This is a genomic window from Pseudoalteromonas piscicida (genome assembly GCF_002208135.1).
GTDB lineage: Bacteria > Pseudomonadota > Gammaproteobacteria > Enterobacterales > Alteromonadaceae > Pseudoalteromonas > Pseudoalteromonas piscicida_A.
In genome coordinates, this window is the sequence record NZ_CP021646.1 from 2,723,702 (window position 1) to 2,739,904 (window position 16,203).

17 protein-coding genes are annotated in these 16,203 nt (G+C 43.2%); 7 read left to right on the forward strand and 10 right to left on the reverse strand.

Translation table 11 applies throughout. The features are described from left to right. Nucleotides 1-90: 90 nt before the first annotated feature. From B1L02_RS12655 to B1L02_RS12680, 6 genes are all read right to left on the reverse strand, one after another. Complete coding sequence (locus tag B1L02_RS12655; RefSeq protein WP_088531310.1) at nt 91-1,026, reverse strand: endonuclease/exonuclease/phosphatase family protein; 936 nt, start codon at nt 1,024-1,026, stop codon at nt 91-93. A 12-nt stretch (nt 1,027-1,038) separates the two neighbouring features. After that, nucleotides 1,039-1,677, reverse strand: a complete 639-nt coding sequence (locus B1L02_RS12660; RefSeq protein ID WP_088531311.1) for a DUF1826 domain-containing protein — start codon at nt 1,675-1,677, stop codon at nt 1,039-1,041. 117 nt (nt 1,678-1,794) lie between these two features. Further along, entirely contained in the window at nt 1,795-2,079 is a 285-nt protein-coding gene (locus tag B1L02_RS12665) for a MerC domain-containing protein (protein WP_420541214.1), read from the reverse strand. 310 nt (nt 2,080-2,389) lie between these two features. After that, complete coding sequence (locus B1L02_RS12670; RefSeq protein ID WP_017217836.1) at nt 2,390-2,575, reverse strand: hypothetical protein; 186 nt, start codon at nt 2,573-2,575, stop codon at nt 2,390-2,392. Nucleotides 2,576-2,837: 262 nt separating this feature from the next. Beyond that, complete coding sequence (locus tag B1L02_RS12675) at nt 2,838-3,338, reverse strand: hypothetical protein (RefSeq protein ID WP_088531312.1); 501 nt, start codon at nt 3,336-3,338, stop codon at nt 2,838-2,840. Nucleotides 3,339-3,374: 36 nt separating this feature from the next. After that, a complete protein-coding gene (locus B1L02_RS12680; protein WP_088531313.1) occupies nt 3,375-3,839 on the reverse strand; it encodes a hypothetical protein in 465 nt (154 codons plus the stop codon). Nucleotides 3,840-4,197: 358 nt separating this feature from the next. Between B1L02_RS12680 and B1L02_RS12685 the strand changes: the two genes are divergently transcribed. Further along, nucleotides 4,198-5,169 (forward strand): transposase, encoded by a 972-nt coding sequence (locus tag B1L02_RS12685; RefSeq protein WP_088531314.1) that lies wholly within the window; start codon nt 4,198-4,200, stop codon nt 5,167-5,169. 595 nt (nt 5,170-5,764) lie between these two features. On the opposite strand, the gene B1L02_RS12695 is transcribed toward B1L02_RS12685, so the two are convergent. Together B1L02_RS12695 and B1L02_RS12700 are read right to left on the reverse strand one after the other, a co-directional pair. Continuing rightward, the gene (locus B1L02_RS12695) at nt 5,765-6,154 is read right to left on the reverse strand and encodes a hypothetical protein (RefSeq protein WP_223192012.1); all 390 of its coding nucleotides are present in this window, start codon (nt 6,152-6,154) and stop codon (nt 5,765-5,767) included. Nucleotides 6,155-6,608: 454 nt separating this feature from the next. Beyond that, a complete protein-coding gene (locus B1L02_RS12700; protein ID WP_088531316.1) occupies nt 6,609-7,748 on the reverse strand; it encodes an EAL domain-containing protein in 1,140 nt (379 codons plus the stop codon). A gap of 134 nt (nt 7,749-7,882) precedes the next feature. Here B1L02_RS12700 and B1L02_RS12705 point away from each other — a divergent pair, with 134 nt between their 5' ends. Beyond that, on the forward strand, nt 7,883-9,190 hold the full coding sequence (locus B1L02_RS12705) for an ABC1 kinase family protein (RefSeq protein ID WP_223192011.1): 1,308 nt from the start codon (nt 7,883-7,885) through the stop codon (nt 9,188-9,190). A 29-nt stretch (nt 9,191-9,219) separates the two neighbouring features. Here the strand turns inward: B1L02_RS12705 and B1L02_RS12710 are convergent, their stop codons facing one another. Together B1L02_RS12710 and B1L02_RS12715 are read right to left on the reverse strand one after the other, a co-directional pair. Beyond that, complete coding sequence (locus B1L02_RS12710; protein WP_088531317.1) at nt 9,220-9,747, reverse strand: cytochrome b; 528 nt, start codon at nt 9,745-9,747, stop codon at nt 9,220-9,222. After that, complete coding sequence (locus tag B1L02_RS12715; protein ID WP_088531318.1) at nt 9,748-10,749, reverse strand: catalase family peroxidase; 1,002 nt, start codon at nt 10,747-10,749, stop codon at nt 9,748-9,750. Nucleotides 10,750-11,016: 267 nt separating this feature from the next. Here B1L02_RS12715 and B1L02_RS12720 point away from each other — a divergent pair, with 267 nt between their 5' ends. From B1L02_RS12720 to B1L02_RS24030, 5 genes are all read left to right on the forward strand, one after another. Further along, on the forward strand, nt 11,017-12,438 hold the full coding sequence (locus B1L02_RS12720) for a DEAD/DEAH box helicase (RefSeq protein ID WP_088531319.1): 1,422 nt from the start codon (nt 11,017-11,019) through the stop codon (nt 12,436-12,438). Between the two features lie 95 nt (nt 12,439-12,533). Then, on the forward strand, nt 12,534-13,343 hold the full coding sequence (locus tag B1L02_RS12725; protein WP_088531320.1) for a fascin domain-containing protein: 810 nt from the start codon (nt 12,534-12,536) through the stop codon (nt 13,341-13,343). Nucleotides 13,344-13,442: 99 nt separating this feature from the next. Further along, nucleotides 13,443-14,831, forward strand: a complete 1,389-nt coding sequence (gene dbpA, locus B1L02_RS12730) for an ATP-dependent RNA helicase DbpA (RefSeq protein WP_088531321.1) — start codon at nt 13,443-13,445, stop codon at nt 14,829-14,831. A gap of 169 nt (nt 14,832-15,000) precedes the next feature. Then, nucleotides 15,001-15,630, forward strand: coding sequence for an SDR family oxidoreductase (locus B1L02_RS12735; RefSeq protein ID WP_088531322.1), 630 nt, complete (start codon nt 15,001-15,003; stop codon nt 15,628-15,630). A 399-nt stretch (nt 15,631-16,029) separates the two neighbouring features. Next, complete coding sequence (locus B1L02_RS24030) at nt 16,030-16,200, forward strand: hypothetical protein (RefSeq protein ID WP_010607252.1); 171 nt, start codon at nt 16,030-16,032, stop codon at nt 16,198-16,200. The last annotated feature ends 3 nt before the right edge of the window (nt 16,201-16,203 follow it).

A 16,203-nucleotide genomic window follows, 5' to 3' on the forward strand; every position in this document is an offset into this window, starting at 1 on the left:
CTTTTGGCGATTAGACCTTGATAATATTTGCACGTCACCGGTTGGCTTTTTGGCTATATACGCTCCCTTTTGGTGCAACGAACAACCGTCTTAACGCATGCTAATTGACACCGAAATAGCGCAGTGATCGCTGAGCATTTTCTCTTCAGCCATATCCGCAAAAAAGTGTACGCTGGGGTCGAATTTCACCGTGTTTGCAAGTTTGTTGCTCAGCAATATATGGTCAATCGGCACAGGGTAACGTGGATGACAACCTGTCAGTATTTTAGTTGCGTTTATCAAAGGTGCGGAGGCATTATTTTGGTGCTTGGTTAACTGCTGCCAAAATTGATTGTCGCCATGGCTTAAACGATGATTAAAGTCGCCCAACACAATGGTGTTGCTATTTGCGTGTTTCTCCAACCAAGACTCGAGCACTGGTAATTGCTCTGCCAGCAATCGACAGGCCTTTTTATCCGAAGTCGAGTAGTTATCAACAAAACAGCCGCTTTTAAGATGCACATTAAGCACTGAAAGCTCGCCAAACTGAGTATTTAAGGTCACAACTAGACCATGTCTTAGCCCTTCAACATCCACGCTAAGTTCGGTCACGTTATCCACTTTGCTTGAGGTAAGGCTATTTTTAATTGCAAACGCGGTTTTCTGCTGTGTAGAGAGGTTGCCACTTCCTCTACAGTCGTACGTCGCGCTATCAGCTCTATTTGAAATCAGTAACTGCCATTCACTGCTTGGAAAGACCTGCTCTAATGCTTTAACCGATGCGACTTCCTGCAGTGCAATAACGTCTGCATTAAGCCCTTTTGCATAATCGCGCAGTGCGCTTATCTCCTGCTCGTCACGAGGCCTACATCCTGCGCTCGATGGGTACGCTAAATGCTCCATGTTCCAAGTCGCGATTTTAAGCGGTGCGGCCGTTGCTTGGCCGCTTACCACGGAGGTATCGGTATTCGAAGGCTCCGATTGGCATCCCAACAGCGAGAGGCTAAAAATAGCGCTAAATACAAATGCAGTTAATTTTGTTGTCATAATGAATCCAATCTATGCGATAAAATCTAACGTCAGTAGCAATCGTTTTTCTCCGGTTTCTACCGCGGGCGAGCGATGCACTAAGCCACGGCCTTCATTGCCTTCCCAACGCTCGCCTTTTAATAATGCCACATCCCCACAGGCTAGTGATATTGCGTCTGCTTCCGGGACAACAGTCAGTTTGTTGCCATCCCTTGATACATGCTGGTTTCTAAGCCACTCACTGCCAGCGCCTGCTAGTGTAGTCACTAGTCGTACAGGTACTTTATCAGCATGAAATTTCGGGCACATTGCAGTCTTGAGTATTTTTAACCGTAAACCAACGACGCGAAGTTCAAATAAGCAGCTAAACATATCTACTATTTCAATAATATGCGCCACCATCGTATCGCTAAAATTCAGCCGCTTTAACGGCTCACTAACTTCGCAAGTGATATTGCTAGTCGCAATTTGTAGCGCTAGCTCTATCTCTTTTGCTGTTTCTAAGTAGTGACCAAACTCTGTTTTCAAAGCAGGTGATAATGCATGTTGCCAAATCACAATATTGGTGTCAGGCTCATAAATCTTGGTTAACACGGTAGCGTGTTCTGACTGCTGATGATGCACTGAGTCCACCTCAAGCAACGGCTCTATTGGCATAAGGCTATTCATAGTAACTCCAAATAGGGTTTTATTTAGTGAAAATTGCGACGCAGCGCATAGTTTCGAAGATGAGCGTAGGAGATGAGCATAGCGCCAAGCACTGTGAACAAGGTTTCTCCGCGTTGTTCATCTAAATATAGTTGCTAGCACCAAGAGTGTGCAGCCCACTAACCCCACGCCCACCACAAGACCTGACTTATGCCACATATAGCCAAACCCAAGGACCAACACGCTAATGGGTATTACGGCTATTAGTAACCACTCGTGAAAAGCTTCATCAGAGAGCGCTAATAAGCCCGCAAAGGGAGGAAGTACAAATAATAAAAAAGGTAATATTAAACAATGGACTAAGCACAACATAGATAACCCAATTGCTGCCTTGTCTCCAAACGACTGTACTTTTACGTTCACGCTTTCTCCTTTGTCATGCTCGCCCACAATTGATACAATATAACATACCAATCAAAAAAGAGTAAAACGTTAAAAGCCATACTACAAAAGAGTGTTTGATACAAAGCCCAACATATAAAAGTGACGTATATTTAAAGCACTCAGAGAGTCAATCTCTACTTGTCGTGATTTTTCTGTGTTGTAGCAAGTAAACGCAAAGGCACTTTGGAAGGTGTTTGATAAAATAGGAATGCACTGAATTACAATTCACAGGTTTGAGATTCAGAACAAACCTATGAATTGATGAGTAATCGCCAACTATGGAGCAAGGTTACGCGTTACACCCCATAGTTTCACACTCTGGATACGCAGATGGACAATGCGTTGTCCCACAAAAATAAAAGTCTGTATAACCTCGATTATAACCACCAGCAATTTGCAAAGTGACATTTTTAGCTATTTGGCTATTATCTTTATTGAGTACTTTCATGTTCCTTTTCTTAAGGCTCAGTTTCATTTTATTTCCTTGATAATCATTGTTTAAAGTTTCCAAAATGGAAACTAGCTAATGACTATACTGGCAGCGGAGAAACAAAAAATCAATATATAATACATTTGTTAAACACATTAGTAATGTGATCTCTAAGCCTAAACAATGCTGTAATGTGGCAAGCGCCAAAAGCCCCATGTATGAGCACTTTTGACTCCCAATGATTAAAACGTATTCACAGCTTTAAACGACTCTTACAATTTCGTTGACGCCATAATCTCTGGTTAGATTACCAATGATCCAGACAATGTAAGCCAACTTTCTCGGCACATGACTCAATAATGGGTCTAACACTGAGATCTTGTAAATAAATCACATTTGTGTCGTCATTGCCTTCAAAGTACACCGCATTTAATTCAGGGAGAACAACTTGATACATCCCCATATCAGTTTGTCTCAAATACGAAGATTGCACTTGCTGTGATAGGAATGATTTAAACTTAGGTTTGTCGCCTCTTAGTCCACGAAACCGAAAAGTTAAAATTTCTGTTTGTTCTGATAATAACTGATTGAAGGTTTCAAACTTAGAAGCTCTTCTTATGATCTCGTTTGTATCAAGATCACCCAATAGATCTATTGATTCATCTCGCGTTAGCCAATGGTCAAAAATAGAGACAGCTAAGTAAGTGTACCCTTTCATTTCGTTAACTTGAGCTAAATCTATAAGATTTGGAAATTGTTTCTCTAACGCCGTTTGACGTTGTTTACTCACATTTAAAAACTTACGCATAACTTCCTAACCAATGCCTTGCTCAAAGGCACACTTTTAACCATGGTGCCTTCGTATACGCTTAATTAAACCGGATTTATCGAATTCCAATGAGACAATGTTGGTTTTATTGTATTCAATGATTTTGTCTAGATGCGCTGGCTTTACTTTACCAGACTCCGTCATTTTGATAAAAATGACATTTGAGCCAGTCATAACCTCATTGATAGTGATGCTGCTACTAATAACTTCGTCTTTGAGCTTTCCGACCATATCTTGCCGGAGTCTAGATTTATCGGTATAAGTGAAATTGTATTTAACGTGTTCATCAATAAAGCTGTCTGACAACAAAGATAAATAGTTTTCAATATCCTCAATCTTACTACTCGGTTGCTGGCGCGCATTTTTAGCTTGGACAAACGCCTTACCTTTTTCAATTAATTGTTCAGGTGTAAATTCGTTCCCAGCTACACTTGAAAACGATACAGCTATCAACATTAATGCAAAGCTTAGTTTTTGCATATCATTCTCCTTTGTATGCCTAATGCGTCAAGCTGCGGCAGCGAAGCAGTCCGGCAGTCTTGACTTATTATGTGCGATGTAAGTAATTGTTAAGCTCCTCGACTAACTCAAGTGCTTCATTTTTTGTCAGATAAGGGACCTTTATAGTTCTAGCCCAAAAGAAACTTTTACCCAGTGTAAATCGCAAGCCAGTGTAAATCGCAGACACCCATCACTAATTTGTAAATTGTAAATCGCAGACACCCATCACTAATTTGTAAATCACATGCTAAATCACAGACACCCATCACTAATTTGCATCATCCTAAGATGCCGTCTAAGCTTTAATTCTGCACTCAAAGGATTGAGGAAACCAACTATGGCTACTGCCCGTAAAAAGCAAATCAGTTTAACCGACACCAAATACTACCACTGTATCTCCCGTTGCGTAAGGCGCGCGTTTCTATGCGGTGAAGATAAATTTACTGGCAAATCATACGAGCATCGCCGGGATTGGGTTGAAGAAAAGCTCCTAATGTTAGGGTCTGTGTTTTGTATTGATATCTGTGCTTATGCCGTGATGAGTAATCACACCCACATTGTTTTATATGTTGATGATAGAAAGGCTAAGCGCCTGTCTGATAAAGCAGTTGTGATACGGTGGCACAAGCTATTTAAAGGCAATTGGATAAGCCAAAAATTTATTGAAGGTGAGCCACTCAGTGAATTGGAGCAATTGATACTCAGTGAACATGTCGCCAAGTACAGGGAAAGACTTGCAGATATTAGCTGGTTTATGCGAGTACTCAACGAAGACATCGCCCGCAGAGCAAATAAAGAAGATAACTGTACAGGTCGGTTTTGGGAAGGACGATTTAAATCCCAAGCGCTGCTGGACGAGGCGGCATTGGCTGCTTGTCTCGTTTACGTAGACCTAAACCCCATTAGAGCCAAAATCGCAGCAACACCTGAAACCTCAGACTACACCAGCATCAAAAAACGCATCGACCACGCTAAACAGGGCAAACAACCAAAAAGCCTACTACGCTTTGCGGGCAGCCCACGAAAACATATGCCAAAAGGCCTGCCTTTTGAACTCAAGTCCTATATTGAGTTGGTTGAACTCACAGGCCAATGTATTCGCGCCGATAAACGCGGGTATATCGATGAAGCACAACCCATTCTTACTCGATTAAATATAGAGACTGAGAACCGGATAAAACTCACCACACAATTTTCTCGGGTATTCCATGGTGCAGTTGGTCGAGAGCGAACAATAACCGCTTACTGTGAAACACTACAAAAACGACGGCGGACGAATCTAACAAACTGCGAGCGCTTGTTAGCTTAGCAAAACTCACATTCTCAATTTTCGAATTTCTTACTGCTGTATTTGCAGCGCCTTGTCGTGCGCGATAACCCGGTTTGAGTGTAAAGATATGCTTGGGCGCTAAAAATTGGCCTATCGAAAAACGTTTTTGACCAAAGTGATTGAAGTGTTTTGATACTTTTTAACTTCACTTTCTCAGCTTTGAGGCTAATAGTGATGGGTGTCACTTATTTTCTGTGATGGGTGTCACTTATTTTTACTTATTTGTCATACGCGATAACCCAGTTTTAGTGAATGGATACGCTTGAGTGCTAAAAAATAGCCCTATCGAAAAACGTTTTTGTACCCAGTGATTGAAGTATTTTTATACTTTTTAACCTGCATTTTCCAGCGTTGGTGCAAATAGTTGTGGGTGTCATCTATTCGCTAATCTTCATCTATTCGCTAATCTTCATCTATTCGCTAATCTTCATCTATTCGCTAATCTTCATCTATTCGCTAATCTTCATCTATTCGCTAATCTTCATCTATTCGCTAATCTTCATCTATTCGCTAATCTATTCGCTATTGATCTATTCGCTATTCGTATCTCTTTATTTTTGTCACTTATTTTTTACTACGTCTGTTTAACAACACCTGTACGCCACAGTAAAAATGCTGACCCTAAACAAAACCCAAAAAACAAAGTTTGAAGCTGTAACGACCAAGCATCCGAAATAACTTCCAGTGAATAATAAGCGATAGAGTTAACAATTACATTACTTAACATGATTGCTAACGTAAGTAAGACCCCTTGCAACCTATACTTGAGCAGTAAAAAGACAGCAACTAAATCTATAACGCCTAAAGCTGACCAGTAAATATTTAGCCATAATGGGACGAACTTGTACGGCAACAAGCCAAAATAAACACTATCAAAAATATGTGTTGCACCACCAACAATTAAACAGACACACCAGATGCAAAGGATGATTTTTACCACAAGTCTAACTTCCATATTCCCCATACATAATGACTCCCACACAGTGCTACCCTCCGCTTCTTTGTGGTTTAGCTTAAGGCAAAGCCAGAGCCATAATGAGTTTGTCAAATAACTAAACAGCGGAGACTAACATCGACAAACATAGCACACTTTTTATCGGACTTGATACACAAGGAATTCAATGAAATCACCTATACTGAAGAACATAGAGGCGCACAACCTGTGCTATTTGGCAGAACACTGTTATCTAAAATAGCCGTTGTCATTTTGAATCTAAATACCCTGAGGCAACTCTTCACTTCGTTTAGGCAGCTGGTCCTTGCAATTACTGTATTTATCAAATTTAAACCAGACACCCACCTCAAATGTGTTTAGACACCCACCTCAAATGTGGACGCTCCTAAAATGGCAGCTTCAACTCGAAGGGGGATACTATCTCGGCTTCTTTAAAAACTTCTTCCCCTCTCTTGCTTATTTATCACAATCTATCAAATTGATTAGCGGCGTTTGATAAGGGCTTTACCTTTTGCGTTATCTCCTCTTCAAGGTTATTAGACAATCGTGTACTCAGCGCAGCTGGTTTCGCGAAATAATAACCTTGCAGATAATCTGCCCCTATATCTCGGAGCACTTGTGCTTCTGCACGACTTTCCACCCCTTCCGCAATTACTTCGATACCATTTTCATGTGCGAGCTGGATTAAATGAGAGACAATATTACGCTTGTGTTGATTGGTGTCGATGTGTCTTACCAGCTCCATATCTACCTTTATATAATCTGGTCTCAGCTGCGCCAACATATTTAAGCTCGACCACCCAGAGCCAATGTCATCTAGTGCAACACCAAAGCCACAGCTACGATAAAACGCCAAAATTCCCTTCAAATGATTCATATCCCGAGCTTGGTGTGTCTCGGTCACCTCAAATACGATGTCCTGAGGTTGAAACCCCAGTTCACTAATCGCAGAGGCGGTCGAACGCAAACAATATGACGGATCATAGATGCTAGAAGGGTTGAAGTTTATGAATATCTTGGAATTCAAATTCGCTTTAGCAGCATGCTCTACAGCAGACTTTCGTGCAATTAAATCAAGGGAAAAGAGTAAACCGCTTTGCTCGGCTAAATTAAAAACGAGGCTTGGCGGTACCATATTATTTTCATCATCGAACAGCCTAAATAGCGCTTCATTAGCAAACACATCAAGGTTTCCCGGCTCCGAATAAGCTCGTACAATGGGTTGAAACCAGCTTTGGTACGTCTCGTTTTCTACCGCAGTTTTAATCCACCGCGCTTGATGGCGGCGCGCGAAGGTTTCTACACTGGCGACTCGGCTAATCGCATTGATATCTGGGTGGCCTTCTTGTGCCATGGTCGTCACTTTGGACTGGCCGAACTCTGGCCCTGCTAAACAACCACCGATATTATTTAAAAACGTAGAAAGTCCATTTTTATTCACCTGAACAGTAATGCATTTATCTGCTACTAACTCTGGGGCTAGCGCCATTTCAGTGCACATTTGCATCAAATTTTGCTCAGCATTACTGGTCGGCAGGAAAAACCAAAAGTACGTTGTTTCAAAAAAATATGACTCAATTGCTTCACAATCTGCACACCACATAGCATTCTCCATAGGTTTTAGTCAGCCTTTTGTACGTGCGTTACCTCAAAACCGCTCACTTAGAGGTGAACCTAACAGTAGCGTATACCGTATTATTCGTTAGCGAAATAAAACAGTCACACCAAGGTTTAAGTTTGAAGAGCAGCTCACGTAAAGTTCCATCATCTCGGTTTAGCCGCCTAGTTCACTTAGGTGGGCTGGCAGGTCAAGTTGCCTCAAATATGCTACTTGAAGGGGCAAGGCAGACACTGCAAGGACAACCCGTCAACCGCACTGATTTACTACTACAAAGCAAAAATATTCACGCAGTTGCAGAAAAACTGAGCCATTTGCGTGGCGCAGCAATGAAGTTAGGTCAATTGCTTTCAATGGATGCAGGCGACCTATTACCACCTGAACTTGCGATGCTGCTTACACACCTGCGTGCAGATGCAATGCCGATGCCATACAAGCAGCTCATTGGCGCACTAGAACAAGAGTTGGGGCAAGACTGGCTCGACAAGTTTAGCCATATTGAGCTAAAAAGTTTTGCACAAGCGTCCATTGGGCAGGTGCATAAAGCCAATGCCGAAGATGGTCAACCACTTGCCATAAAAATACAATACCCTGGGGTGGCAAAAAGTATTCAAAGCGATGTAGACAACGTAGTAAGTCTTATCAAAATGACTGGTCTACTTCCTAAAAACATCAACATCGTCCCTTTAGTAGCCGAAGCTAAATTCCAATTGCTCGCAGAGACTAACTATCAACAAGAAGCGAACTATTTGCAGCAGTTTGCCTGCGGACTTGCAAAAGATACACGCTTTAAAATTCCTAAGGTATACCAAAGCCTAAGTAGCAAGCATCTGCTGACTATGGAATACGTCTCTGGCGAGCCACTAGCCGAGGCTGTTGCTTTACCACAGCCAGCTCGCAATAAAATTATGGCAACACTGATCGAGCTTTTCTTTATTGAAATGTTCGAACTTAAATTGATACAAACCGATCCTAACTTTGCCAACTATCTATTTAATAAAGATCCCCTTCAAATCGTGTTACTAGACTTTGGCGCAACACGTGTAGTCAGCGACACTATTAGCAGTGGTTATAAAAGCTTGCTTGGGGCTGCCATGGAGCAAGACCATGCCGCCGTTAAACAGGCTGCATGCGACATCGGCTATTTCGACACAAATATTGCACCTGAGTACTGTGATGCGGTTATTGAGCTGTTTTTACTTGCAACGACCCCGCTTCGCTACAACGGCCCATTTGATTTCGCTAACAGCAAACTGAGTAAAGAGCTCAGTGAAAAAGGGCTAGCGTTGAATGGCCGCTCTAACGAGTGGCATACACCACCTGTAGATGCGTTGTTTATTCACCGCAAACTGGCAGGGTTATATTTAATCGCAGCAAAATTACAAGCAAAGGTAGACTTAACAGCACTGCAAACATATTTAAAATAGCGGCCTGCCAGTAAGCAGGCCTTGGGTCATTACCACATACTTTTTAGCACGCCATCTTTTCTTATAAAGTGATGGTAAAGCGCCGCGCCAATATGAACTGCAAGTACTGTTACCAATAGCAATACAGCTAAGCCATGTCCTTCGCGCAACACAGCAAAGTATTCGATGCGTGGTACCATCGCTGCTGGAATGATGAAGAAGTCGAACATCACAATTTGTCGCGCCGCATAATACTGCATCAACAGACCGCTAGTCGGTATGACTAGCATCAATAAGTAGAGCAGCCAGTGACTGAGCTTGGCCAGTTTGACTTGGATTGCGGGCATCCCTGATGGTAAGTTTGGAGTCGATGACTTTATTCTTATAACACAGCGCAATAAAAGTAGCATTAGTGCCAACACACCAAATGACTTATGCAGTCCAAGCAGTGTCAGCTGCCAAGGCTCTAGAGAATACACCATCGTAAGACCAGCAAAAATCATAGCAAAGACAAGTAATGCCATAGACCAGTGAAGCACTCTCATCGCGAGATTAAATCGTATCTTCTGCTTAGTCATTCACTTTTTCCTCAAATGCCCCATCAATTGCTCCTTAGCTCTACGGCGATAAGACTCAGCATACGCAGCAGAGCGCGCTCTTAGAATTGGATCTTCGGTCGCAATTACACCGGAGGGTAGTATCAAGGGATCGAAATTGAGTGCATGGCAGTTACCCTCTAATTGCGGTTGCCAATGAGTGATGGAGATCTCTCCTGCATCTAACTTGGCGCGATTACTGGGCCAGAGTTTGGCTGGATTATTTTCATCATCTTCTTGCTTGGCAAATATAAACTGCCAAGTGAAGCGCACAGTTCCCTTCTCTAATCGAGTTGCAAACTCTTGTTGTAGCGCGTTTTTGCCAGTGTAAGGGTTTTTACTTTCTTCATTTATTGGCAGCATTTTCCAGCGAATAGCCTGACGCTGCGATTTTTCATCCACCAAATAAAACGCATTAATACTATGATAAGTCTCAAGGGCAAAACTCGGGCTTGGCGTGTAACTCGCTTTCCATGCTAAATAATCCGCACTCTCAGGGTGCTCAGCAAAAAAGTCTTTTATTGCCTCTTTGCCCTGCTTCAGAGCGACTATCTGCTGATAAAAATCATGGGGATTCGTTACCGCCATCACAGGAGGCGTATTCATCGCAATATTCCAACGCTCAGCACCTTTCACGAAGCTCAGCGCAAAACTCCTTACCGGTGCTGCTAGCTCTCTAGCGTGCGGATTATTTCCGGCAATGGCCAATCGGCCGATAAATGGATGCGTGCCCGCTTTAAAAACTGCTGCGCTAGAGTACTGAGATAATCTCCCATTCGACTTAAATTCTCCTGACACGCAAATCCCTTTTGCATGTGCCCTGCGAAACCCAGGGAAGTGAGCTCGCCCTTGTTGCAAGTCAACAAATTGCTGTGCGGTGACTTGCTCAGCTTGTACTTGTGTTAGCGGTGAAAGTAACAACACAACGCTAAGGCTCGCAAAATAAAAACCCTTTTCTACCAAAGATACTGATGCGTATTTCACAAAACGGCTCCTAAGTTACACCAATTTGCTGAATATGTGACCTTTAAATGGGGCAAACTGGTCGCGAATAATCAGTACCATCAATAGACCCGTGCTGTGAACGTTTCCTTTCATTTATTTTGATTGTAAACCTGATATTTAAATTATACTTTTAACGCTATGATAGTGTTATCTACCCTGCCTATATTTATTTAACAACACGGCAAAATTGCTTAAGCGGAGTAAATACTGTACTCTTGCCCGCCGCCCAATACAGAGTACAAAATCATGAGCTTTAGCCACCTAGGTTTAGCCCCAGAAATAAATCAAGCCGTTGTCGAACAAGGTTACGACAAACCGACCCCCATTCAAGAGCAAGCCATTCCTGCTATTTTAGAAGGCAGAGACGTGATGGCTGCGGCGCAAACGGGTACAGGTAAAACTGCGGGCTTTACATTACCTTTGTTGCAAAAGCTAATTGCAGGTACTAAGCCACGTGCGAATAACGTACGCGCGCTAATTCTAACGCCTACCAGAGAACTTGCTGATCAAGTATGGCAAAGCGTTACGCTGTACAGTAAGCATCTTCCTATCAGCTCTGAAGTAGTTTACGGCGGTGTGAAGATCAACCCGCAAATGATGAGGCTGCGTAAAGGCGTTGATGTTTTAGTGGCAACACCTGGCCGATTACTCGATCTTTACCAGCAAAATGCGGTGAAGTTTGACGACCTTGAAGTGCTGGTATTGGATGAAGCCGACCGTATGTTAGACATGGGCTTCATCCATGATATCAAGCGCATCATTAAAGCATTACCAAGCCGCAGACAAAATTTAATGTTTTCTGCGACTTTCTCTGAAGAAATTAGAGCCTTGGCGAAAGGGTTAATCCATGACCCGGTAGAAGTTTCTGTTGCACCTGCAAACAGCACAGCTAAAAGCGTGACTCAATGGGTGTATCCAGTAGACAAAAGTAAACGTACAGGTTTACTAAAACATTTAGTCCAAACGCATGATTGGCAACAAGTGTTGGTATTTACCCGCACAAAACACGGTGCCAACCGCTTGGTTAAAGATCTGGAAAAAGACAAGATCAACGCCGCTGCAATCCATGGTAATAAAAGCCAAAGTGCTCGCATGAAAGCCCTTGCAGGTTTTAAAAACGGTGAAGTACGTGTACTTGTTGCCACTGATATTGTGGCAAGAGGCTTAGATATTCAAGAGCTGCCTCATGTCGTGAACTTTGATCTGCCAAATGTTTACGAAGATTATGTTCACCGCATTGGTAGAACAGGCCGCGCTGGTGCGACGGGAGAAGCTATCTCATTTGTTACGCAAGAGACCGCGAGCGACTTATTTGGCATTGAACGATTAATTCAACAGCTGGTGCCGCGTAAAGTGGAACCAGGATTCGAACCGCAACTTGCCGTACCAGAATCAAAGTTGGATACGCGCCCAATCAAGCCGAAAAAGCCAAAGAAACCGAAAAAGTCAAAGGTGGACGAAGCCGAGCAAACACCTTCCGCTCAGCCGAAAAACAAACCTAAGCAAAATTCAGGCCCTCGCAACAATAAACCGAGTGGTAACGGCAAACCTGCTAGTAACAACAATGGTAACCGCAGACGTCGCCCATCATCGTCTGCAAACAAGCCAAAGAGCCAACACTCTGGAGACAAGCGTACCCCACGTCAGAAGCCTACTGCTGGCAATTAAAGCTGTAAGCAGGTGTAATAGCATTTGCAACACCTTCTCCTAAGCTAAAAAGGCTGTTAATCCTAACAGCCTTTTTTCGTCAAAGGAGCTAGACAATGAATATCTTGAAATTGATACTGTTCACATTGTTTGGTAGTACATTTTTAGCGCATGCTGGTACGCAATATGTGACCCAAGCTGCGAGCAATATCACAGAAACTTCCGCTCAATTAAACGGTTATTCCGCTTCTACTATCGGTTTAAGTGGAGAAACGTTTGATTATGGCCTAACTACTAACTACGGCTACAGCGTACTCGCGACACCCGCTGGCGTTAATGGCCCGGTTAGCGCACAAATAACGAACCTAGATTGTGGCACCGAATACCATTTTCGTTTTCGAGGAGATCCAAAGCCACCTCGCACCACAATTCAGGGGGAAGACTTAACCTTCACCACTGCCCCATGTAGTCCTACGATTTTTACTAACGTTTCGTTTGAAACGGGCGGACAATATTACTTCGTTGCAGAAAACAATGGCGGTAATACTGTAAACGCCAATCGCATCGCGATTGGCCCTTGGGAGCGGTTTAATCTTATCGATGTCAACGGTGGTAACCTGTTTGATGGCGACACCATCCACATTCAAACAGCCACTGGCTATTACTTTGTTGCAGAGCAAGGTGGCGGCGCTGAGCTAAATGCCGATCGAACAGTGGCTTCTATTTGGGAAACCTTTACGATTGAGCTACCGAATAACCCCGGCGCCTTAATCCAAAATGGCGATAAAGTGGCACTTAGGTCAATCAATGGTCACTATATCCAAGCCGCAGGTAATGGTGGTGCAGGAGCCAATGTGCATCCTACCGTCATAGGCTGTAATGCCACTTATCCCTGTTCATGGGAAATGTTTAAGATTATTTTTTAACGCACATGGCCGTGGTAAAAAATTTTATCACGGCCCTACACACGCTATCCATTCGACCCATGTTATAATTGCTGTTTTAGAACTACAGAGACAGCGACTTTGACTCAGCCACTTTTTTCAAGTACCTCACTTTCCAGCGCGTTACTCGATAACCTCGCGTCATTGGGATATCACACCATGACCGACATTCAAGCGCAAACCTTACCGCTTATCTTGGCGGGTAAAGATGTCATTGGCCAAGGTAAAACGGGCTCAGGTAAAACCGCCGCTTTCTCTTTAGGACTATTACATAATTTAAATGTGAAACGCTTTCGTGTGCAAGCGCTTGTGGTTTGTCCAACTCGAGAGCTTGCCGATCAGGTTGCAGTTGAAATTCGCAAGCTTGCCCGTGCAGTCCATAACATCAAAGTGTTAGCGCTGTGTGGTGGTGCACCAATGGGTCCGCAAATTGGCTCTCTTGAACACGGCGCGCACATCATTGTGGGCACGCCAGGACGCATCGAAGAGCACCTGCGCAAAGGCCGTTTGTCGCTAGATGAAGTAAATACTTTTGTACTGGATGAAGCGGATCGCATGTTGGAGATGGGTTTTGAAGAGTCGCTGCAGTGCATCATCGATCACTGTCCTACAGCACGCCAAAACCTGTTATTTAGTGCAACTTACCCGCCAAAAATAGAGCAGCTCGCGCAGCACATCATGAAAGACGCAGCCAAAGTCACGGTCGAAGCAACCCATGATGATAGCTCGATTGAACAGTACTTTTATGAAATAGACAATAACGACGCAAGATTACCAGCAGTACAAAAGCTGTTAATGCAATTTCAACCAAACTCAGCGGTTATCTTCTGTAATACCAAAGCGGAGTGCCAGAGCGTATGCGACAACCTATATAGCCTAGGTTTTGATGCGGCTGCACTTCATGGTGACTTAGAACAAAAAGACCGTGACCGCACACTGGTTCGTTTTGCAAATAAGAGCGTGACCATTTTATTGGCAACGGATGTCGCTGCTCGAGGTATCGACGTCGATCACGTAGATATGGTGATCAACTACCATATCGCTCATGACCCAGAAGTGCATGTTCACCGCGTTGGCAGAACCGGACGTGCAGGCAATAAAGGCGTGGCATGCTCTTTAATGAGTTATAAAGAGTCGCATAAAGTAAATGCCCTCGAAGACTATTTAGGCAAGACAATAGAGCCCAATACCCTGCCAAGCGACCAAGTGTTAAATAACAAAATTAACCGAGCGCCTATGGTAACCATTCAAATCGACGGCGGTAAGAAAGCGAAATTAAGACCGGGTGATATCTTGGGCGCACTGACTTCAAATAAAGCGTTAAAAGGTGACCAAATCGGCAAAATAAAAGTCACTGCGATGTCATCCTACGTTGCGGTTGAGCGCAGTATTGCCAACGTGGCGCTTAAAACAATCTCAGAAGGGAAAATGAAAGGCCGTAACTTTAGAGCTCGCAAAGTGACAAAGTAAAAGGTAATTTCCCCTCTCTACGGTGGTCAACTTTTCCCTGGCCACCATAATTTTTAGATTAGTTAAGCAATTGCTCGCCTATTTATAACTTATTTTACACCGAAGGGGTTTAAATCTACACCATGACCCCAAGGTCTTAATTAAGCAAACACTTTAAAGGAGTTTATCTATGAAGACCTTAATCATTGGTGCCAGTGGTCAAATTGGAAAAATGACGACAAAGAAAATGCTGGAACAAGGCCATGACATAGTGGCGTTGGTGCGTAATAAAGACAAGCTAGCAGATATTGAGTCTGAGCAGTTAAGTATCATTGAACAAGACCTTGAAAACGATTTTAGTTCAGCCTTTGACAACGTCGAGCAGGTAATATTTAGTGCAGGTTCTGGTGGAGCGACAGGTGCTGATAAAACCCTACTGATCGATTTATGGGCCGCGATTAAAGCCGTTAAATATGCAGAGAAAGCAAACATTAGACATTTTATTATGGTCAGCTCTATTGGTGCAGACGATCCTGATAACATTGAAAGTGAAATCAAACCGTACTTGGTCGCTAAACATATGGCCGATCAACACTTACAGCAAAGTATTGTAAACTACACCATCGTTCGACCAGGTACGTTACAAAACGAGCCCGCTACTGGAGGATTTTCCACTACACGCCCTGAAAATAGAAAAGATGCCGTGATAAGTCGAGAAAATGTCGCAGATGCGCTAGTTTACCTTGCCGCTCAGCATCCTCAGAATCTAACGTTCGAGCTATTTAACGGCAAGCAGTCAGTCGAACAAACGCTGTGCTAATGGAGTAACTATGTTCTCGGGGTTTAACACCTCGAGGCAACCTTAGGTGCCTTAAGTTGGCTAAGTGTTGAGAGTATTTATCGCTATGCTGAAATAAAAAGCTTGCTTTGCTAATTACAATTCTATATCCTTGTTCTCTTGCTTTAACCTCCTCTCAAAATAAAGCAGACCTCAAGTAATGCCTCCTTGCCTTGATCCAGTAAGTCCGCATAAAAAATACAAGTAGAGCTTAATATAGTCAGGCGAAAATCAAGCCAATCAAGAAGATTGGTCTAAGCTGTCATGCCCATATCGGGTCGTTGTGAGGACAGTGTATCCTGTTCGCTAAACTGTAATGAAGCTCATCTACTATCAAAAGCATCAGCTAATTTGCTGAGCATTATAAAAGTGAGTTTTATTATGTCATATACATATAACGGAACAGAGATCCGTGTTGAGCAACCAATTAGCTCAATTTCGGTGAACAAATCTAAAGTGATCTTTGCTGACGGCACAGGCCGTAAGATCACACAATTCGCCAATGGCGGCGAAGCACGTCAATTTCTGAGCTGGTTAACTTCAGCTCAGTAATCG

Coding starts and splice junctions, on each gene's coding strand:
- B1L02_RS12695 (WP_223192012.1), bottom strand. CDS start 6,154: ATGGGGAATATGGAAGTTAGACTTGTGGTAAAAATCATCCTTTGCATC.
- B1L02_RS12735 (WP_088531322.1), top strand. CDS start 15,001: ATGAAGACCTTAATCATTGGTGCCAGTGGTCAAATTGGAAAAATGACG.
- B1L02_RS12725 (WP_088531320.1), top strand. CDS start 12,534: ATGAATATCTTGAAATTGATACTGTTCACATTGTTTGGTAGTACATTT.
- B1L02_RS12720 (WP_088531319.1), top strand. CDS start 11,017: ATGAGCTTTAGCCACCTAGGTTTAGCCCCAGAAATAAATCAAGCCGTT.
- B1L02_RS12685 (WP_088531314.1), top strand. CDS start 4,198: ATGGCTACTGCCCGTAAAAAGCAAATCAGTTTAACCGACACCAAATAC.
- B1L02_RS12700 (WP_088531316.1), bottom strand. CDS start 7,748: ATGTGGTGTGCAGATTGTGAAGCAATTGAGTCATATTTTTTTGAAACA.
- B1L02_RS12675 (WP_088531312.1), bottom strand. CDS start 3,338: ATGCGTAAGTTTTTAAATGTGAGTAAACAACGTCAAACGGCGTTAGAG.
- B1L02_RS24030 (WP_010607252.1), top strand. CDS start 16,030: ATGTCATATACATATAACGGAACAGAGATCCGTGTTGAGCAACCAATT.
- B1L02_RS12670 (WP_017217836.1), bottom strand. CDS start 2,575: ATGAAACTGAGCCTTAAGAAAAGGAACATGAAAGTACTCAATAAAGAT.
- B1L02_RS12710 (WP_088531317.1), bottom strand. CDS start 9,747: ATGACTAAGCAGAAGATACGATTTAATCTCGCGATGAGAGTGCTTCAC.
- B1L02_RS12655 (WP_088531310.1), bottom strand. CDS start 1,026: ATGACAACAAAATTAACTGCATTTGTATTTAGCGCTATTTTTAGCCTC.
- B1L02_RS12660 (WP_088531311.1), bottom strand. CDS start 1,677: ATGAATAGCCTTATGCCAATAGAGCCGTTGCTTGAGGTGGACTCAGTG.
- B1L02_RS12680 (WP_088531313.1), bottom strand. CDS start 3,839: ATGCAAAAACTAAGCTTTGCATTAATGTTGATAGCTGTATCGTTTTCA.